The organism is Luteibacter rhizovicinus DSM 16549, from assembly GCF_001887595.1.
Classification (GTDB): Bacteria; Pseudomonadota; Gammaproteobacteria; order Xanthomonadales; family Rhodanobacteraceae; genus Luteibacter; species Luteibacter rhizovicinus.
Map to the genome: position 1 here is coordinate 1674413 of NZ_CP017480.1, position 18286 is coordinate 1692698.

The 18286-nt window shown below is 66.7% G+C and carries 17 protein-coding genes; 7 read left to right on the forward strand and 10 right to left on the reverse strand.

Annotated elements, in window-relative coordinates; genetic code table 11:
• Positions 1–75 precede the first annotated feature (75 nt).
• Positions 76–789, forward strand: coding sequence for a glycosyltransferase (locus tag BJI69_RS07640; protein ID WP_046968062.1), 714 nt, complete (start codon positions 76–78; stop codon positions 787–789).
• Positions 790–875: 86 nt separating this feature from the next.
• Here BJI69_RS07640 and BJI69_RS07645 read toward each other — a convergent pair whose 3' ends face one another.
• Together BJI69_RS07645 and BJI69_RS07650 are read right to left on the reverse strand one after the other, a co-directional pair.
• Entirely contained in the window at positions 876–1823 is a 948-nt protein-coding gene (locus BJI69_RS07645) for a patatin-like phospholipase family protein (protein WP_181016748.1), read from the reverse strand.
• A 13-nt stretch (positions 1824–1836) separates the two neighbouring features.
• Positions 1837–2829, reverse strand: coding sequence for a helix-turn-helix transcriptional regulator (locus BJI69_RS07650; RefSeq protein WP_046968061.1), 993 nt, complete (start codon positions 2827–2829; stop codon positions 1837–1839).
• A gap of 224 nt (positions 2830–3053) precedes the next feature.
• Between BJI69_RS07650 and BJI69_RS07655 the strand changes: the two genes are divergently transcribed.
• Together BJI69_RS07655 and BJI69_RS07660 are read left to right on the forward strand one after the other, a co-directional pair.
• A complete protein-coding gene (locus BJI69_RS07655; RefSeq protein ID WP_046968060.1) occupies positions 3054–3983 on the forward strand; it encodes a hypothetical protein in 930 nt (309 codons plus the stop codon).
• A gap of 40 nt (positions 3984–4023) precedes the next feature.
• Positions 4024–5079, forward strand: a complete 1056-nt coding sequence (locus BJI69_RS07660) for a DUF481 domain-containing protein (RefSeq protein ID WP_078023095.1) — start codon at positions 4024–4026, stop codon at positions 5077–5079.
• A 121-nt stretch (positions 5080–5200) separates the two neighbouring features.
• Here the strand turns inward: BJI69_RS07660 and hemC are convergent, their stop codons facing one another.
• From hemC to BJI69_RS07680, 4 genes are all read right to left on the reverse strand, one after another.
• Entirely contained in the window at positions 5201–6121 is a 921-nt protein-coding gene (gene hemC / locus BJI69_RS07665) for a hydroxymethylbilane synthase (RefSeq protein WP_046968059.1), read from the reverse strand.
• Positions 6122–6185: 64 nt separating this feature from the next.
• Positions 6186–6899, reverse strand: coding sequence for a LytR/AlgR family response regulator transcription factor (locus tag BJI69_RS07670; RefSeq protein ID WP_046968058.1), 714 nt, complete (start codon positions 6897–6899; stop codon positions 6186–6188).
• Complete coding sequence (locus BJI69_RS07675; protein WP_046980560.1) at positions 6877–7944, reverse strand: sensor histidine kinase; 1068 nt, start codon at positions 7942–7944, stop codon at positions 6877–6879. The genes BJI69_RS07670 and BJI69_RS07675 overlap by 23 nt, the downstream gene beginning before the upstream one ends.
• A gap of 44 nt (positions 7945–7988) precedes the next feature.
• Positions 7989–8657: an alpha/beta hydrolase gene (locus BJI69_RS07680; RefSeq protein ID WP_046980561.1), complete on the reverse strand. Its 669-nt coding sequence runs from the start codon at positions 8655–8657 to the stop codon at positions 7989–7991.
• Positions 8658–8767: 110 nt separating this feature from the next.
• On the opposite strand from BJI69_RS07680, the gene BJI69_RS07685 reads away from it, so the two are divergent.
• Positions 8768–9337 (forward strand): hypothetical protein, encoded by a 570-nt coding sequence (locus BJI69_RS07685; RefSeq protein ID WP_046980562.1) that lies wholly within the window; start codon positions 8768–8770, stop codon positions 9335–9337.
• 95 nt (positions 9338–9432) lie between these two features.
• Here BJI69_RS07685 and BJI69_RS07690 read toward each other — a convergent pair whose 3' ends face one another.
• The 4 genes from BJI69_RS07690 to BJI69_RS07705 form a co-directional block, all read right to left on the reverse strand.
• Entirely contained in the window at positions 9433–10533 is a 1101-nt protein-coding gene (locus tag BJI69_RS07690; RefSeq protein ID WP_046969181.1) for a glutathionylspermidine synthase family protein, read from the reverse strand.
• A complete protein-coding gene (locus BJI69_RS07695) occupies positions 10533–11012 on the reverse strand; it encodes a hypothetical protein (RefSeq protein WP_052767340.1) in 480 nt (159 codons plus the stop codon). Before BJI69_RS07695 ends, BJI69_RS07690 begins: the two co-directional genes overlap by 1 nt.
• A 10-nt stretch (positions 11013–11022) precedes the next feature.
• On the reverse strand, positions 11023–11427 hold the full coding sequence (locus BJI69_RS07700; RefSeq protein WP_211258537.1) for a DUF350 domain-containing protein: 405 nt from the start codon (positions 11425–11427) through the stop codon (positions 11023–11025).
• Between the two features lie 90 nt (positions 11428–11517).
• Positions 11518–13620: a prolyl oligopeptidase family serine peptidase gene (locus BJI69_RS07705; RefSeq protein ID WP_071924903.1), complete on the reverse strand. Its 2103-nt coding sequence runs from the start codon at positions 13618–13620 to the stop codon at positions 11518–11520.
• Between the two features lie 83 nt (positions 13621–13703).
• On the opposite strand from BJI69_RS07705, the gene BJI69_RS07710 reads away from it, so the two are divergent.
• From BJI69_RS07710 to kdpA, 3 genes are all read left to right on the forward strand, one after another.
• Entirely contained in the window at positions 13704–16109 is a 2406-nt protein-coding gene (locus BJI69_RS07710) for a S9 family peptidase (RefSeq protein WP_046969183.1), read from the forward strand.
• A gap of 366 nt (positions 16110–16475) precedes the next feature.
• Entirely contained in the window at positions 16476–16568 is a 93-nt protein-coding gene (gene kdpF / locus BJI69_RS07715) for a K(+)-transporting ATPase subunit F (RefSeq protein WP_071924904.1), read from the forward strand.
• Positions 16565–18286 carry a potassium-transporting ATPase subunit KdpA gene (gene kdpA / locus BJI69_RS07720; protein WP_046969184.1) on the forward strand — a complete coding sequence of 574 codons (1722 nt, stop codon included), beginning with the start codon at positions 16565–16567 and terminating at the stop codon, positions 18284–18286. The genes kdpF and kdpA overlap by 4 nt, the downstream gene beginning before the upstream one ends.

Sequence of the window (18286 nt, forward strand, 5' to 3'; positions counted from 1 at the left end):
AAGCCGCGGGCCCGGCCCCATCCCGGGCCGGTTGGGCGATAATGCCGCCCCGATCGAGCCAGCCCCGGAATCGCGATGACCGACCTCGCCGTAGTCGTGCCCGTCTTCAACGAGCGCGACAACATCCCGCCCCTCCTCGCCGAGATCGCGTCGGCCCTGCGTGGCCGGATCGATTTCGAGATCATCTACGTCGACGACGACAGCACCGATGACAGCGTCGCCGTGCTGACCGCCGCCAAAGCGCAATACCCCGAGCTGCGGGTTATCCGCCACCTGACCCGTAGCGGGCAGAGCACGGCCGTGTGGAATGGCGTGCGCAACGCCCGCGCGCCGTGGATTGCGACGCTCGACGGCGATGGCCAGAACGATCCGGCGGATATCCCCAAGTTGCTCGACGCGCGCGCGGCCGCGCCGGCGCTCAAGCTGTTCGCCGGCTGGCGCGTCACCCGGCGGGACAGTTTCAACAAGCGCATTTCCTCGAAGGTCGCCAACGCGGTGCGCTCGCGCATGCTCCAGGACAGCACGCCGGATACCGGTTGCGGACTGAAGCTGTTCGAGCGCGAAACCTTCCTGCGCCTACCCTACTTCGACCACATGCACCGTTATCTGCCGGCGCTCGTGAAGCGCGCGGGCTTCGCCAGCCAGAGCGTGCCGGTGGGTCATCGTCCGCGCACGGCGGGGACGTCGAAGTACGGGATGCTCGACCGGTTGTGGGTCGGCTTGGCCGATCTGCGCGGTGTGGCCTGGTTGATGCGGCGGGCCAAGGTCACGCGCACCGAAGAGGTGTGAGGCCGGAGCATCGCCGCTGAAGCGGCTCCCACACAGAGCAGGCTTTTTGTGGGAGCCGCTTCAGCGGCGATGCTCTTGGCCGACGCTCAGCGCAACAACATCCTGGGCTGCCACGCATCCAGCGCCCGCGCCGTCCGCTCCCGCCCCAGCTCGATCAACTCGCGGGCGCGGTAGAACTCATACACCGTCGACACATTGCGTGGGATCTCGACCAGCACGTCCGGCTGGTACGCCGCGAGACGCAGGCGCGAGAGGTTGGCCTGCATGAGGTCCATGGCCTGGGTCATCAGGTCGAAAGCGCCTGGGTCCCTGAGCTTGGGCTTGCCGTCCACCGAAGGCAGCACGCGGCCGATCAGTCGGCCGAGTTTCGCGGCGTAGCCCTCGTCGGTGGTCACCGTGACGTCCTTCTCCGGCGGTTTCTGCAGCTCGGCGGCACCGTCCACGCTCACGGCGATGACGTAATCGGCGTCTTCGCGCATCAACGGCAGCACCGGCAGCGGATTCAGCAGCGCGCCATCGACCAGGCGGCGCCCGTCGTGGATGTAGGGACGGAACAGGGTCGGAATAGCGATGGATGCGCGGATCGCATCGAACAGCGGACCCTTCGTCAGCCACACCTCGCGTTCGCGATCCAGATCGGTGGCGACCGCGGTGTAGGAGATGTTGAGCTCTTCGATGTTCACCTCGCCGATGAGCTCGCGCAAGGCCGCCATGATCCGGTCGCCCTTGATGAAGCCACCGCCGGAAAAGCTCCAGTCGACCAGGCGCAGCACATCGAACCGCGCCAGGGCGGAGACCCAGTCACGATAGACGTCCAGCTTGCCCATGCCGTAGATGCCGCCGATCAAGGCGCCCATCGACGTGCCAGCGATGGCGACGATCTCGAAACCGCGTTCCTCCAGCACCTCGATCGCACCGATATGAGCGAGTCCCTTGGCTGCCCCTGCGCCGAGCGCGAGGGCGACGCGTGGCTTTCGCGGCATGCCACTGACGGCGGGCAAGGCGCCCGGATCCGCGATATCGATCTCACTCATGCAGCGGCGGCGCTCAGTGGTGGTTGTTCGAGCTGTTCTGGTAGCCGGTCAGGGCCAGCTGGAGCAGGATTTTCATTTCTTCGCGTAGCGGCAGCGGCGAGACGATCTCGGCGTCCGGCCCGTACTTGAGGACGTCCATCAGCAATTCGCGCGAGTTCGAATACGGCACTTTGAGTTCGTAGCGGCCATCCGGCAGCGATTCGCCCTTCTGTTGCGAGTGCCAGTGTTCGTCGGCCACCCAGCGTGCGGCATGCGAGGAAAAGCGAATGGTCGCCCAGGCCTTGGGCTTCCCGGCGAAGATGCCGTAGCTGGAGGCGAGCAGGTCGTTGAGCTCGGCGTCATCGACGTCCTTTGCCTTCGCCTCGAGCGACTGCGGATCGGCGATGCGGTCGACGGCGAAGCTGCGCAGCGCTTCGCGATCGTGGTCCCAGACATCCAGGTACCAGTTGTCGCGATAGTGGGTGAGGCGCTGCGGCGACACGGTGCGCTTGGAATCGGCATTCGTCGTGCGCGCGCGGTAGCGGAAGGTGAGCTGGCGACGCTCGAGCGTCGCGCCCGCGACGATCCGGAACACCTGCTGGTCCATCTTGCGCGCGCCCCAGGAAATCACCCGGATGCGGTCGACCGGCAAGGCCTTGCCGCTGCCATGGTCGGAAAGCAGTCGCTCGATGCGCGCCTTGAACGGCGCCAGCGCGCCGGCGAGCACGCCGGGATCGGAGCGGCCGATGAGCTCGTTGAGGGCCATCAGTGCGGCCAGCTCGTCGCTGGTCAGCCACAGGCCGGGTAACTCGAAGCTGTCGGCCTCCGAGGCGTCATAGCGGAACGAGGCCTGTTCGCCGGCGACGCTTTGCACGGGGGCGCCCAGCGCGTCGCGCAGGAACGCGACATCGCGATAGAGCGTGGCGCGCGAGCATTCGAGCTCGTCCATCAGCCGGGACAGCGGCACGGGATAGTGCGCTGATTTCAGCAGTCGATGCAGGGAAAGAATGCGCTCGTAGCGGTCCATGGGTGTCGCCGGCTGGATGATGCTTCGGGAAGTGTGTCCGCGCGGGCGTGATGCCCGTATCTACGCGGCTCAGGCTACGCAGCTCAAGCATGGCGGTGGCGATGGCCGTCCGCAAGGGACATGAGACTCGGCCTCTTCGTGGGGTCTTGCGACCGCCGGTTTGCGCCGGGGACCATTAGGCGCAAAAATGCTGCTTTGCGATTCGCCGAAGGCCTCCCCCGACCATGGCGGAACCCAAGCACGCAGGCCCGGCCCTGGTGGGTCCGCACGAACCACCGGGCGACGCTCCTCGCGCCGACATCCTGTTCACCGCCCCCTTCGTTGTCATCCAGACGGCGACGGCGGCCGGCTATGGGCTCTGGATGGTGCTCGGCATCTCGCTGACGCTGGGCGTCTATCCCGACGGGCGCGGCGAAGTGCTCGTCCCGCTGAGCATCGGCCTGGTCTTCGTCAGCCTCGGTCTCATCGCCACCTGCCTGCGCCTGGCGTTCGCCCCGGACTGGCATGGCTGGAATCCCGCCAAGCGCATGATGCCGACGATCGAGGGCCTGGTCGCCATGGTGAATTACCTGCCGATGCTGGCCCTTGCCGGCCTGGCGCGCGGCGAAAACGATTTCTGGGCCACTCGCCTGGCGGGCGCCATTCTCGCCCTGTGTACCCTGGCCACCCTCGTGTACACCGCGCGGAGCGCTGCGCGCCGCCTGCTCCCGGCGGTGGCCGCCCTCGCCAATGCCCGGCCGCTCGGGCGCACGGTGTCCGCCCTGTTCGCCGGCGGCCTTTGGCTCTGGCTCTGTATCGCACTACAAAGCGAAACGGCAATCGATCCCCCCACCCCCTGGCGACTCGGCCTTCTCGCCGTGGCGCTGGCGCTGGGCATCGTCGAGGGCATGCGCTGGCGCGCGCTGCGCCAGTTGGCCGAGGAGCGCGGCGTGGCGGAGCGGTTCACCACCGGTGGCGGCGCGGCGCGCCTCCTGATCGGCCGGGTCGGCGTCGCGGTGCTTTCGGTCGGCCTGCCCTGTCTCCTGCTGGTGTCTCACCCTGCGGGGAGACTCCTGGCGCCGGCCGCCGGTCTGGCCGCGTTAAGCTGCGTTATCGGTCAATGTCTCGAGCAGCGGCTCTACGGGCGGGCGTACGCGCAGCTCGTGGCGGCCTGACCACCCTTTTCCTGAACTTTCCTCCACATACGGGTAGACGATGAAACAATCCCTGATCGCCACGCTCGTCCTTGCCGCGCTGCCGTTCACCGCGTCGGCGCAGGACGCCAGCGCCACCAAGAGCGCCGGTACCGCCGCAACGACAACGACGACGACCACGCCGGCTACGGCCACCACGCCTGCCACGACGACGACCACCACGACGGCAGCGACCGGCACGACGCCGGCTGCCACGACGACAACGACGACCCCGGTGGCTGCGCCGGCTCCCGCGGCGGCACCCTTCGACGCCAACGTCCCGCCGCCTGCGCCCGCTGCGCCCGACGCGGCCCAGAACGGCGGCTGGACCGGCTCCGGCGAATTCGGTTTCGCGTCGTCGCGCGGTAACTCGCACACGGAAAACGCGAACGCCAAGCTCGGCCTGAGCCAGGAAAACGAGCTCTGGAAGAACAACATCTACCTCAACGGCCTGCGCTCGAAGGGCGAAACCTCCGTGACCGATGCCGATGGCAACACCGTCGACCGCTTCAGCACCACCGCTAACCGCTACGACACCGGTGCATCGGTAGGCTACAAGTTCGATCCGCGCAGCTACATCGTGACCGCCGCCCGCTACGAGCACGACGATTTCGGCGCCAACCTCTGGCAGGGCATCGTCTCGGTCGGTTACGGCTATATCGCCCTGAAGAACGACCGCGCTGAGCTGTCCTTCGAAGTCGGTCCCGGTTACAAGCGATACCAGCCGGCCAAGTCCACGCGTCCCGAACTCAATGCCGACGGCACGCCAGTGGTGGATCCGGTGACCGGCGCCGCCGTCTCGGTGCCTTACACCCCGAACACCGAAGGTGAAGTGGTCGGCCGTAGCCTGATCAACGGCAAGTACCGCCTCACCGAGAACACCGCGCTCGAAGACACGCTGCTGATCGAAGCAGGCTCGAAGAACCAGTACTACCAGAACGATATCGGCCTGTCGGTCAGCATGACCAAGAAGATGGCGCTGAAACTCGGCTACCAGATCCGCTACAACAGCGACACGCAGCCGGGTACGGTAAGCACCGATAAGTTGATGACGACGAACCTCGTTTATAACTTCTGAGTGGTTTGCGGGTAGCTGGTCGCCAGCACCCCATCGCCGATAAATTGGTTCCTACGAAGAGCGGCACCCGCTCGGTAGGAGCCGATTTATCGGCGATCCCGCGGCAGCGGGCAAGGCACCCTCACCGCTGCGGCGAAAGAAACGCCTCCGCCCCCAGCCCGATCAACATCGCGGCCACTTCATGGCCCAGCGCCACGGGCGTATCGGCCTTCGCATCGGCTTGCGCGCGCAGGATTTCGCCGGTATGCGCGTTGCCCACCATGCCGTGCAGCGTGAGGCCGTACTCGGCCACCACGCACCAGGCACCGATCGCCACGGCGCAGCTGCCGCCCAATCGTTCGTTCATGGCGCGCTCCGCGTCGACGGCTATCTGCGTCTCGGGATCGCCGAGAGCAGCCATCAACTCGGCGACGCGGGCATCGCTGGCGCGCGATTCCACCGCGATCGCGCCCTGGCCCGGGGCAGGCAGCCAGTCGGGGCTGGCCAGTCGCGCGGTGATGCGCTGGCCCAGGCCGAGACGCTCCACGCCGGCACAGGCCAGGATGATGGCGTCGTAGTGGCCCTCATCGAGCTTGGCCAGCCGCGTGTTGACGTTGCCGCGCAGGTCGAGCAGTTGCAGGTCGGGCCGTACGGCGCGCAATTGCGCCTGACGGCGTAACGACGAGGTGCCGACCCGCGCGACGTGCGGCAGTTCGGCGAGGTTGGCGTAGTGATTGCTGATGAAGGCGTCGGCCGCATCCGCGCGCGGCAGGATGGCCGAAAGCACGAAGCCCGGTTCCAGCTCGGCTGGCACATCCTTCAGCGAATGCACGGCGATATCCGCGCGATCGTCGAGGATGGCGACCTCCAGTTCCTTGAGGAACAGGCCCTTGCCGCCGATGGTCGCCAGCGAGCGATCGAGGATCTCGTCGCCGCGAGTGGACAACGGGACCAGTTCCACCTGCAACCCGGGATGTGCCTGACGCAGGAGGGTGGCCACGTGCTCGGCCTGCCAGAGGGCCAGGGCGCTCTTGCGGGTGGCGATGCGAAGCGGTGCGGTCATTTCTATCCTGGCGGGCGATCGGTCGAGGCGCGATTGTCCCGCGTTTCGCCCCGCTCTTGCACGCTCAGCCAGCGTCGGTGCGCAGCAGATGGCGCACGGCGGGCAGGTTGCGCCGGCTAACCTCGGGCGTGACCTCGGTACCGGACAAGCGGGCAAGCACACGGCCATCGCTCAACGTTCTCAGGCCAAGCAGGCGGGCGCGTGGCACCAGGCAATTGCGATGCAGACGAACCAGCCGCTCGCCATGCGCCGTTTCGAGCTGGCGCAGGGAGTCGTCGATCAACCACATGCCTCCGCCATGGTGGACGGCCACGTACTTCTCGTCGGCGAGCAGGTAGAGCACATCATCCAGGCGCACACGGACTTCGTCGGCACCGCTGCGCGCGCGCAACCATGCCGAGTGTGCCGCGACGGGCGGCTGCAAGCGGGTCGCCGCGCGATCGAGGGCTTCGTCCAGCCGCTCCGCGCGCACGGGCTTCAAGAGGTAATCCGTGGCACCCAGGTCGAAGGCGCTCAGCGCGTGCTGCTCGTAGGCGGTGCAGAACACCACTTGAGGCCGCATGGGCACTTCGGCGAGGCGCCGGGCGACCGCCGTGCCGCCGAGGCCGGGCATCTCGATATCGAGCAGGATGACGTCGGGAAGCAATAAGGCGCAGGCCTCGAGCGCCGCCTCGCCGTCGGCGACGCTGCCGACCACCTCCACATCGGCCCGGCGGGCCAGCAGCGAATCGAGCCGCGCCCGCGCAAGCGGTTCGTCATCGGCGATCAGGACGCGCATTCGCGGACTCCGGCAGGAAAACGGTCACGATGAAGCGATCGGCACCGGTGTCGACGCGCACGCTGGCGCGCTCACCGTAGTGGAAACGGACGCGCTCGCGCACGTTGCGCAAGCCATGCCCGGTGCCCGGCGTCGGGGCGCCATCCGCGATCGGATTATCGACGACGATCTCCACGCCGCCGGGCACCCGGCGCCCGCCGAGGCGGATCGTGCCACCGCTGCGGCTGGGTTGCACGCCATGGCGGATGGCGTTCTCCACGAGCGGCTGCAGGAGCATGCGGGGCATGGGTAGCCCGGGCGGGACGTCGATATCGCGCTCCACGCGCAGCCGGTGCCCCAGGCGCAGCGACTCGATCTCCAGGTAACGGTCGACCAGGCTCCACTCGTCGCCAAGCGTGCCCACGGATTCGGTGTCGCTGCCCAGGGCCGCGCGGAAGAGCTCGGCGAGGTTCTCGACGGTGCGCTCGGCCGCGTCCGGATCGACCCGGATCAGGGCGGCCACCGCGTTCATGCTGTTGAACAGGAAATGCGGGCGGATGCGCGCCTGCAGGGCGGCGACCTGCGCCTGCGCTTCGGCGGCGACGCGCGCCTGCCACTGCGCGACGACATAGAAGTAGCGCAGCAGGCCGGCGCCGAGCAGGCCGGTGGCGAGCATGCTGTCGCGGACAAAGCGGAACGTCGGCGACGGCGTGATGCCGAAAACGAGACTGCGATCGATCCAGCCCATCACGCCCGCGCTCAGCCCGACCGTGGCGACCAGGAGGAGCCAGACCGCCGCGTAAGGCAGCAATCCGGGCAGCCGTTGCATGCCTGTGCGCAGCTTGCACAGTGCCACGGTCAGCAGGATCGACAACCAGCTGGTGAACAGGACGGCGATGCAGTAATCGCGCAGGGTGCCCGTTCCGCCGGGCGCCAGCCACATCAGGGAGACCGTCAGCGCACCCACTACGAGCAAGGCGAACAGCACCGGCAGGCTGCAGAAATCGGGCAGTGGCGCCGAAGGTGGACGCGATGCGACGGACGTCTGGGAAGGGTTGGCGGGCATGCGGCGAGTATGCCGGATGCCCGTTCACCCCGCCGCGCAGGCGATCACGCGTTGGCGAAGCGCTCGGTCAGCCAGGCGCGCACATCGGCGATCTCGTCCAGGCTCACCTGATGGGCCATCGGGTAGCTGTGCCAGTCGATGCGATGACCGAGCGACTCGAGGGCCTGCCGCGACTGCTCACCCAGCACCAGCGGAACGATCGGGTCGGCCGTGCCATGTCCCCAGAAGATCGGCGTGGCGTGGTTCGCGCCGGCGCGCTCGGCTTCGATGGTGTCGTGCAGGGGCAGGTAGGCGGACAGGATCATCAGCCCGGCCAGGGTTTCGCGGTGGCGCAGGCCGGCGGAGAGCGCCATGGCGCCACCCTGCGAGAAGCCGGCGAGGATGATCCGCGACGCGGGCACGCCGCGCTCTTCTTCGCGGGCGATCAGCGCTTCGACTTCGGCGATCGAGGCGCGGATGCCTTCGGCATCCTGCTTGTCCGCGATGGCGAGACCCTTGATGTCGTACCACGCACGCATGGGCGCGTTGTTGTTGACGGTGACGGGTCGCACGGGCGCATGCGGGAAAACGAAGCGCACACCCGGCCACGCCGCATCGACCAGCTCCGGCACGATCGGCGCGAAGTCGTTGCCGTCGGCACCGAGGCCGTGCAGCCAGATGACCGACCAGGTCGGCGACGGGCGGGTTTCGGTTTCGACGGTGGGCAGCGGCATGATGACTTTTCCTGGAGGCGATCAAATATGGTACATCGCAGCTCTTTGTAGGAGCCGATTCATCGGCGATGCTCGTCCCATCAACCGCAATATTCCGAGGAACGCGAAGCATGCGGAATACCCTAGCCTCGATCGGCCTCGCCCTGTCGCTCGCCTTCAGCGCAATGACTACGGCACAAACCTTGCCGCCAACCGGTGGCCTGCCGCCCTGGCATTTCGGAATGACGCCGCAGGAGGTCACGTCGCAGCTAGACGCGGGTCCGTACAAGTCATTCACCAACGGTGATATCGAGACCTACAACGGCACGTTCGATGGCCGAAAAGAGAACGTACAGTTCTTCTTCAAGGACGGAAAGCTCGTCCGAATAGGCGTGTACCTTTACGAGGGCGAAGACATCAAGGACGCCGGCAAGGTCTGGGCAAACACCTATCGTGCCCTGAAGTCGAAGTATGGAGCCATCGAACTCCCCGACGTCGTCTTCGATCCGCCCACGGCGTTGCCAGAACCCGACCTCGTAGGCGCCGTCGCCCAAGGAAATGTCGCCGTGACGGGCAAGTCGCAAATGGCTCCGTTCAACCAACCTCCCGATGCATTCGTCTTCGCGAGTTTCCGCCGTGACAATCCGGTGGGCCACGTCACGTACTACGTCACCGTGATGTACGACCCGCCGCATCGTTGAGATAGCGACGGGACGCAACCAACCGGAACGTCAGTACCGCAAAAACGATGCATGCAAGAGCCAGGATGGCGGCCGCCCACTGCGCGAACCTGCATTCATCGAAACAGATGAGGCACGAAACAGCTCGTATTCCGCGTAATTCGATCGTCGTCCTCGCGAATACCGATGCCCGCGGGCTCGTCACCGATCATCCAGGAACCGACCAGTGCATGCCTGCCATCGAAGACAGGCAGCGGCGCGAGGGCCTGATAGATCTGGAACGGCGAGCCTGACCCACGCTGGTGGGCATCCAGTACGACGATGCCCTCGCCTTCGCGACCCCAATACGGCTTCTCCACCACCGCGCCTTCGACGTCTTCGCGACGCCGGCTCGCCGGCAACAGGTTCGGATGATTCGGGAAATACTCCCAGAGCAGCGGCAGGATCGCCTTGTTCGACAGCAGCATCTTCCACGGTGGTTCGATCCAGCGTGTTCCGCTGGCGGGAATGTGCTGGGAGAAGGCTTCGCTCATCAGCCATTCCCACGGATACAGCTTGAACAGGCGGTCGATCGGTCGGTCGGCGAGATCGATGAAAGCCTTGCCGGACCAGCCGATCGATTCGATGTCGAGGGCTTCCGTCGCGTGGCCGGCCTGCATGCAGGTATCGAGCAGGTAGTCGCAGGTCGTCGCGTCTTCGGGGTTGTCGTAGCACGCGGCGAAGTGCACACGCGGGCCACCGCCGACGGCACGCCAGCGTTCGATCAGTTTCTCGTGGATCGAGTTGAACTGGTCGGCCTCGGGCGCGACGTCTTCGAGCCAATACCACTGCACGACGGACGCCTCGAAGAGCGAGGTCGGCGTATCGGCGTTGTACTCGAGGAGTTTCGGCGGCGAGTGGCCGTCGAAAGAAAGATCCATGCGACCGTAGAGCGCGGGATCGCGGTCGAACCAGCTGCGTTCGATCAGTTGCGCCGCGCGTTCGTCGAGACCGAGGTCGGCATAGCGGCCGGTGCGCACGATACGGTCGACGGCCTCGAGGCAGAGACCATGCAGCTCCGCGGTCGCCGCTTCGAGCGTATCCACGGCGGCTTCGTCGAAGACATAGCACGCGTCTTCACGCCAGTAGGCCTGGCCATCGATGGTGTGGAAGCCGAAACCCAGTGCCTCGACCCGGGCTTTCCAGTCCTCGCGCGGCGCGATCGCTTCGCGCCGCATCAGCCGCCCCGTGCCGACACGTGGCCGCTCGAGCCGAAGCCACCGCGACTGCCGAAATCGAAGCCGGTCGGGCCATGCCCGGAGCTACCTAGCCCGGACGCATAGCTGCGCCCGGGACCCGGATCGCCCTTGAAGGTCCCACTGCGCCAGTCGCTGCGATACCAGGGGCCGTAGTAGTGGTAGCCGCCACCCGAGTAACCGCTGCTCCCGACCGGCTGTTCACGCGTGCACTGCCCGGTGGCGTAGTCGTGCTCGCAGTCTTCCTGCGACGTGTAGCTGTTGCGCTGCACGTCCTTGCCGCCGAGCGTGGCAAAGCCCACTGCAGCCGCGCCGAGTACGCCGAGCGTGATGGCGACCGTACGCTTGCGCGTCAGCGGTTCCTGCGGAGGGTAGAACGACGGATGCCGATATTCGGCGGCAGGCTTGAGTGACGGGCTCTTACGCGGAATGACAGGCTTCGACTTCCCTTTGTTCGACATGTCGCCTGCCTCAGTAAGACATCGCGGCGGCGTTGAGCGTGCCGACGCAGATGGCGACGATCGCGACGAACAGGGCGACCGACCGGACGTCTTCTTCGATCTTCCGGCGCAGGTCGCGCACCAGCAGGCGAAGCACGAAGTGGGTCAGCAACTGCACGATCCAGGCGACCAGACCCCACAGGGCGAGGTCGGTCAGGCTCACGCTGTGCGCGATGGCGCTGGCCAGTGGTTGCACGAAGCCGAGCGCCGCACCGCCGAGGCTGATCGCCGCGGCGAGATTGCCGTCGCGAATCAGCGCCATCTCGCGCTGCGGTGTGATCCAGATGTAGGTCACCACGAAGGCGACGAAGTAGAAGATGCCCAGGGCGAGATAGGCCACGAAGGCGGGCAGGGTGAACAGGTCCGACACGATCACGAACGCTTCCTTGTATGACGCGGCCTCCCCTGGCCGCGTCGTAAGCATAGGCGAAATCGTCGCCAGCACCCATCGCCGCTGAAGCGGCTCCTACTCCCCCAATCCCAGCTCGGTCGCGAAGAACGTCATCGACAGCGCCGCATTACCGACGCGCTGGCTGAAAGGCGCACCGATACCGTGCCCCGCATTCATCCGCGTCAGCAGCAACACCGGCTGCCCCGACGTCGTCGCATCCTGCAGCGACGCGGCGAACTTGCGCGACTGCCACGGTGCGACGCGCGGATCGTTCGCACCCGTGGTCAGCAGCACCGCCGGATACGCCGTGCCCTTCTTCACGTTATGCAGGGGCGACCAGGCCAGGGTCGACTTCGCCTGGGCATCGTCGGTCACCGTGCCGTACTCGCTGACGTTGTACTGGCCGTTGGCGAACGCGGTTTCGTGCCGGGGTACGTCGTAGATGCCGACGGCACCGACCACGGCGCGGTATTGGTCGGGATGCTGGGTGAGCGCCGCGCCCATCAGCAGGCCGCCGTTGCTGCCGCCGAGGATGCCGAGGTGCCTGGTGTCGGTCCACTTCGAGGTGACCATGGCTTGCGCCGCGGCGTAGAAGTCGTCGAACACGTTCTGCTTGCGCAGCTTCTGGCCCTGCTCGTGCCAGGCCTCGCCGAACTCGTTGCCGCCGCGGATGTTGGCGTAAGCCAGCACGCCGCCGCGTTCGAGCCACGCGAGGTTGGCGCCGATGAAGCCCGGCGTCACCGGGATGCCGAAACCGCCGTAGCTGTAGAGGATGGTCGGGCGCTTGCCGTTGGGCGTGATGCCGTCCATCGAGATCACGGTGACAGGCACCTTGCTGCCGTCCTTCGAGACACCGTCGACGCGGGTGACGCGAACCTTCGAATAGTCGGCGGCCGGCTTCACTTCGAAGATCGTCTTCAGCGAGCCGCTGGCGCCGTCGTACTCCGCCCAATGGGTGGGCGTGGTCCAGCCGGCGTAGGAGATCAGCGCCTTGTTCTGGCCGGATTCCGAGGCGATGCCGCCGATGGCCACACCCGTGGCCGGCAGCGGAACGCGGCGCACGAAGCCCGCCTTGGCGTCGTACTGGTCGGCCCACCAGTCGGGGCCGGCGCTACGCACGACCAGGAAGCCGTCGCCGAGCGGCGTCACGCGCTGGATCGCGCCCTCGCCCTGCTCGAGCACGGGGGTGGTCTTGCCGCCCGCACCCACGGCGACGATCTTGCCGCGCGGTGCCCCGGCGAAGCTGACGACGAACAGACGGTCGCCCACCCAGGCCGCCGAGCGCGCGTCGGCGTCGTGGCCGAGCACACGGGTGAAGTTGCCCTTGCCTTCGCGCAGGTAGACCTCGGCCGGGCCGCCGTCGCCTTCGTTGGCCAGCAGTGCGACCGACTTGCCGGCGCTGCCTTCGAGCAGGATGTATTCGGCGACGTGCGAATAGCCCTTGCCGAAGACCGTGCGGTCCTTGCTGGCGGACTCGCCGAGGGTGTGATGGGCCAGCACGGCGTCGAACTCGCGCAGGGCCTGTCCGGCCTTCGGCGTTTCGAAGCGCGCGTAGGTCACGCCCTTTTCGTCGGCATCCCAGGCCAGTGCCTGGGGTGTCGTCCCGCCACCGGCCAGCGGGAGGACATCGCCGAGGGGCTTGCCGCTGGTCGTATCGAGGATGTGGATGGTGGTCAGTTCGCTGCCGCCCTCGGCGGTGCCATAGGCGAGGTAGCGGCCGCTCGGCGACGGCCAGTATTCGGTGATCGCCGTGTTGCCGTCGCCCTGGTTGAGGTCGACCAGGGTACGCGTGGGGCCGTCCGGCCAGGCCTTGGCGACCAGGACCGGCTGCGGCTGCGGCGGTGTGTTCTCGAAGTAGAACAAGGTGCCGCCCGCCAGGGTCGGCGACGAACGCGTGGTCGAGGTGATCGCCAGTTCGCGGATACGCGCACTCAGCGTCTTGCCCAGCGGCATCGCGCCGATGGTCGCTTCGGTGTACGCGTTCTGCGCGTCGATCCACTTTGTCACATCGGCCGCGTCGGGATTCTCCAGCCAGCGGTAGGGATCGTTGACCGGCTGCCCGGCAAGCGTCTCGGCGACCACGTGCTTCGGGGTCGGCGGCGGGGTGCCGGTGGCGGCGTGGGCGCTGAAGGCAACGAAGAGGCTCGCGGCGAGCAGGCGGGGGACGAGGTCACGCATGGGGGACGACTCCGGTGGAGGGGCCCCGAGCGTAGCAAAGGCGCGCTATCCTCGACCGATTTGCCAGACCCGGGAAACGTTCGATGCGCGTACTCGCCGCCGCCCTGCTCACCGTCCTCACCGCCGCACCGGCCTTCGCCGCGCCACCGCCGCCGCTGGACATGGAAACCATCATGGCCGACCCGGACTGGATCGGCGCAGCGGTCGAGGACGCCTACTGGAGCGTCGACGGCACGCAGCTGTACTACTCGCTGAAGCATGACGGCAGCCCCGTGCGCGACCTCTATCGCGTCGCGGCGACGGGCGGTACGCCGGTGCAGCTCGACCCCAAGACTGCCGCTGGCGCGGACGGCAGCAAGCTGGTGTTCGACCACGAGCATCGCCACGCAGCCTTCGTCCGCCACGGCGACGTCTTTCTGCGCGACCTCGGCACGGGCGCCACCGTGCAGGTCACCCGGTCGGCCGCCAAGGAGCGCGATCCGCACTTCTCGGTGGATGGCCGCCTGCTCTCCTTCCGCAGCGGCAATAACTGGTTCACGTACGCGGTCGCCGGCGGCCCGGTGACACCAGCCGCCCTGCTCGAAGAGAAGGACGACCCGAAGACGAAGAAGTCCGACGACCTGAAGGACGACCAGCAGGCCATCTTCAAGACGCTGCGCCAGCTGCGCGCGGACGACGACGCGGTCAAGGCCGACGCGGAAGCCCTGGCCGCCGCCGATCCGGGCCAGGCGCCGCAGCCGTTCTGGCTCGGCAAGAAGACCAGCGTGACCGATACCTCGCTGTCGCCGGACGGGCGCTGGATGGTCGTCGTCACCCAGGACAAGGATGCCGACGGCGGCAAGATCGCCGACCTCACCCATTACGTCACCGACTCCGGCTACGCCGAGACCGAGGCCACGCGCGCCTATGTCGGACGCAACGATCCGGCGCCGCAGTCCCTGCGGCTCCTCGATCTGCGCACCCACACCAGCTATGACCTCGACACGGCCAAGCTCCCGGGCATCGGCGACGACCCGCTGGCCGAGCTGCGCGCGAAAACCGTCGCCGCGCTGCGCAAGGACGGCAAAGGCGACCGTGCCGACGCACTCGCCGCACCGAAGGTTCGTCCGGTCATCGTCAATGGCGAATACAGCCCGGGCATCGTCTGGAGCGACGACGGTCGCAACGTGGCCGTGCAGTTGCGGGCCATCGACAACAAGGACCGCTGGATCGCCACCGTCGACTTCGACAAGCATGCGCTGGTCAGCCAGCACCGCCTGACCGACAAGGCCTGGATCAACTGGGACGGCAACGACTTCGGCTGGCTTCGCGACGGCCGCAGCCTCTGGTACCTCAGTGAGGAATCGGGCTTCGCCCAGCTCTACACGCGCCCGCTGGGCGGCAAGGCCACGGCGATCACCAGCGGCCGGTTCGAAACCGACCACCCGGTGCTCAGCCCGGACGGTTCGACCTTCTACGTGCGTACCAACCAGGTCGCGCCGTACAGCTACGACATCTATAGCGTGCCGTCCACGGGTGGCGCGCTGACCCGCATCACGCACTTCGAAGGCCTGGACGACTTCAGCCTGTCGCCGGATGGCCGCTCGCTCGCCGTCCTGCACTCGTCCTCGTACGTGCCTTCGCAGCTGGCGACGATCGGCGTCGACGGCGCCGCCGTCCATGAGCTCACCGACACGCGCAAGCCCGGCTACAAGGCCCACGACTGGATCGCGCCGAAGATCGTCCAGGTCCCGTCGAGCCATGGCGCCGGCACGATCTGGGCGAAGTTCTATGGACCGGCCGACAGCAGCGCCACGGCATCCCGCCCGGCGGTGATCTTCGTTCATGGCGCCGGCTACCTGCAGAACGTCCACCTGTCATACCCGGCGTACTTCCGCGAGCAGATGTTCCACAACCTGCTGGTCCAGCGCGGTTATGTCGTGATCGACATGGATTACCGCGCCTCGAAAGGTTATGGCCGCGACTGGCGCACCGCGATCTACCGCAACATGGGCCATCCGGAACTGGACGACCTGCTCGACGGCAAGGCCTGGCTGGTGAAGAACCAGCACGTGGACCCGAAGCGCGTGGGCATCTACGGTGGCAGCTACGGCGGCTTCATGACCTTGATGGCATTGCTGCGCGCCCCGGGTGAGTTCGCCGCCGGCGCCGCCCTGCGTCCGGTCACCGACTGGACCAGCTACAACCACGAATACTCGGCCAACATCCTCAACGATCCGCAGCTCGATCCCGAGGCGTACGCGACCAGCTCGCCGATCATGTACGCGGACAAGCTGTCCGACCCGCTGCTGATGGAACACGGCCTGATCGACGACAACGTGCTGGCCAGCGACACGGTCCGCCTGTACCAGCGCTTCATCGAGCTGCACAAGAAGAACTTCTGGATGTCGTTGTACCCGCTGGAGCGCCACGGCTTCGTCCATGCGGACTCCTGGTACGACGAATACCGCCGCATCGACGAGCTGTTCCAGCAGAACCTGGGGCGCTAACACGCCCCCTGTAGGAGCCGATTTATCGGCGATCCCGCGGCAGCGGGCCAGAGCTCATTTGGGATGGGGGGCTTGCGGCTAAGCCGCTTCGTTGGCTTTTCGCCGATGAATCGGCTCCCACATTTCCCTTTTCGCCGATGAATCGGCTCCCACAACAGCTACTGCGTTGAAAATTTACGCAGGCTTTACGCGCCTCGCGGGGCGCGATACGCCCCTCATATCGCCGCGGGAGAACAATGCGCCGTCTTCTTCGACGGAATGCACCCGTGGAACTCCTGTACGTCCTTCTCGTTATCGTCCTTACGGCGTTGACGATCGGTTTCCTCATGATCTGCGACCGACTCGGTCGTCGTTGAGGAACCCGCCATGACTTTTTCCCTGATCATCGCCACCGTGGTCGCGGTCGCCCTTGTCGGCTACCTCTGTGTCGCCCTGTTGAAGCCGGAGTGGTTCGAATGACCGCGAACGACTTCTTCCAGGTCGGCCTGTACCTGGCCGTCCTTCTCGTCCTGGTGAAACCCGTCGGCCACTACATGGCCCAGGTGTTCGCCGAGACGCCCAACCGCGTCAACCGCTTCGGTGCACGCGCCGAGAGCCTGCTCTATCGTCTCTCCGGCATTCGTGCCGACGAGGACATGAGCTGGAAGCGCTACGCCATCGCCATGCTCGCGTTCAATGTGGCTGGCCTCGCCGTCGTCTACATCCTCCAGCGTACCCAGCAGTGGCTGCCGCTGAACCCGCAGCACTTCGGCGCGATCACGCCGGATTCGGCGATGAACACGGCCGTCAGCTTCGCCTCGAATACGAACTGGCAGGGTTACGGCGGTGAGTCGACGATGAGCTACTTCACCCAGGCGATCGGCCTGGCGGTGCAGAACTTCCTCTCGGCGGCGACCGGCATCGCCGTGCTGATCGCGGTGATTCGCGGCTTCAGCCGCCGCGGTGCCGCGGCCGTCGGCAACTTCTGGGTCGACATGACCCGCGCCACCCTCTACGTGCTTATCCCCTTCTCCCTGGTGATCGCCCTGCTGCTGGTTTCGCAGGGTGTGGTGCAGAACGTGTCGGCCTACGTGGACGTCGCGACGTTGCAGCACGGCCAGCAGACCTTGCCGATGGGCCCGGCGGCCTCGCAGATCGCGATCAAGATGCTCGGCACCAATGGCGGTGGTTTCTTCAACGCCAACTCCGCGCATCCGTTCGAGAATCCGACGCCGTTCTCCAACTTCGTCGAGATGCTGGCGATCTTTCTTGTTCCGGCGTCACTTTGCTACACCTTCGGCAGCATGGTCGGCGACCGCCGCCAGGGCTGGGCATTGCTCGCCACCATGCTGCTTATTTTCGTGCCGCTGACGCTGGGACTCGTGGCCGCCGAACAGGCCGGCAATCCGGCGCTGCACGGGCTGGCCATCGATGCGCAGGCCTCGGCCACGCAGGCCGGCGGCAACATGGAAGGCAAGGAAACGCGCTTCGGCATCGCCGCCTCGGGCCTGTTTGCCGCGATCACCACGGCAGCCTCGTGCGGTGCGGTGAATGCGGCCCATGACTCGCTCACGCCGCTGGGTGGCCTGGTGCCGATGTGGTTGATGCAGCTGGGTGAAGTGATCTTCGGCGGTGTCGGTTCGGGTCTCTACGGCATGCTCGCCTTCGCCGTGGTCGCGGTGTTCATCGCCGGACTGATGGTCGGTCGCACGCCGGAGTACCTGGGCAAGAAGATCGAAGCGCACGAAATGAAGATGGCGAGCCTCGCCGTGCTGATTCCCTGCGCCCTGGTGGTGATCTGCACAGCTATCGCGGTGATGACACCGGCCGGTATCGCAGGCGTATCCAATCCGGGCGCGCACGGCTTCAGCGAGATCCTCTACGCCGTGAGCTCGGCCTCGAACAACAACGGCAGCGCCTTCGGTGGTCTCTCCGCCAATACGCCCTTCTGGAACGTCCTGCTGGCCATCTGCATGTTCCTGGCCCGCTTCCCGCTGGCGATCGCCATGCTCGCCATGGCCGGCTCGCTGGCTGCCAAGGGACACGTGCCCGAGACCGCCGGCACCCTGCCGACGCATACACCGCTCTTCGTCACCCTGCTTGCCTGCGTCGTCATCGTCGTCGGCGCACTGACCTTCCTCCCGGCACTCGCCCTCGGGCCGATCGCCGAACAACTGATGTCCGCCACGGGCCACTGA

Coding starts and splice junctions, on each gene's coding strand:
- BJI69_RS07640 (WP_046968062.1), top strand. CDS start 76: ATGACCGACCTCGCCGTAGTCGTGCCCGTCTTCAACGAGCGCGACAAC.
- BJI69_RS07645 (WP_181016748.1), bottom strand. CDS start 1,823: ATGAGTGAGATCGATATCGCGGATCCGGGCGCCTTGCCCGCCGTCAGT.
- BJI69_RS07650 (WP_046968061.1), bottom strand. CDS start 2,829: ATGGACCGCTACGAGCGCATTCTTTCCCTGCATCGACTGCTGAAATCA.
- BJI69_RS07655 (WP_046968060.1), top strand. CDS start 3,054: ATGGCGGAACCCAAGCACGCAGGCCCGGCCCTGGTGGGTCCGCACGAA.
- BJI69_RS07660 (WP_078023095.1), top strand. CDS start 4,024: ATGAAACAATCCCTGATCGCCACGCTCGTCCTTGCCGCGCTGCCGTTC.
- hemC (WP_046968059.1), bottom strand. CDS start 6,121: ATGACCGCACCGCTTCGCATCGCCACCCGCAAGAGCGCCCTGGCCCTC.
- BJI69_RS07670 (WP_046968058.1), bottom strand. CDS start 6,899: ATGCGCGTCCTGATCGCCGATGACGAACCGCTTGCGCGGGCGCGGCTC.
- BJI69_RS07675 (WP_046980560.1), bottom strand. CDS start 7,944: ATGCCCGCCAACCCTTCCCAGACGTCCGTCGCATCGCGTCCACCTTCG.
- BJI69_RS07680 (WP_046980561.1), bottom strand. CDS start 8,657: ATGCCGCTGCCCACCGTCGAAACCGAAACCCGCCCGTCGCCGACCTGG.
- BJI69_RS07685 (WP_046980562.1), top strand. CDS start 8,768: ATGCGGAATACCCTAGCCTCGATCGGCCTCGCCCTGTCGCTCGCCTTC.
- BJI69_RS07690 (WP_046969181.1), bottom strand. CDS start 10,533: ATGCGGCGCGAAGCGATCGCGCCGCGCGAGGACTGGAAAGCCCGGGTC.
- BJI69_RS07695 (WP_052767340.1), bottom strand. CDS start 11,012: ATGTCGAACAAAGGGAAGTCGAAGCCTGTCATTCCGCGTAAGAGCCCG.
- BJI69_RS07705 (WP_071924903.1), bottom strand. CDS start 13,620: ATGCGTGACCTCGTCCCCCGCCTGCTCGCCGCGAGCCTCTTCGTTGCC.
- BJI69_RS07710 (WP_046969183.1), top strand. CDS start 13,704: ATGCGCGTACTCGCCGCCGCCCTGCTCACCGTCCTCACCGCCGCACCG.
- kdpF (WP_071924904.1), top strand. CDS start 16,476: ATGACTTTTTCCCTGATCATCGCCACCGTGGTCGCGGTCGCCCTTGTC.
- kdpA (WP_046969184.1), top strand. CDS start 16,565: ATGACCGCGAACGACTTCTTCCAGGTCGGCCTGTACCTGGCCGTCCTT.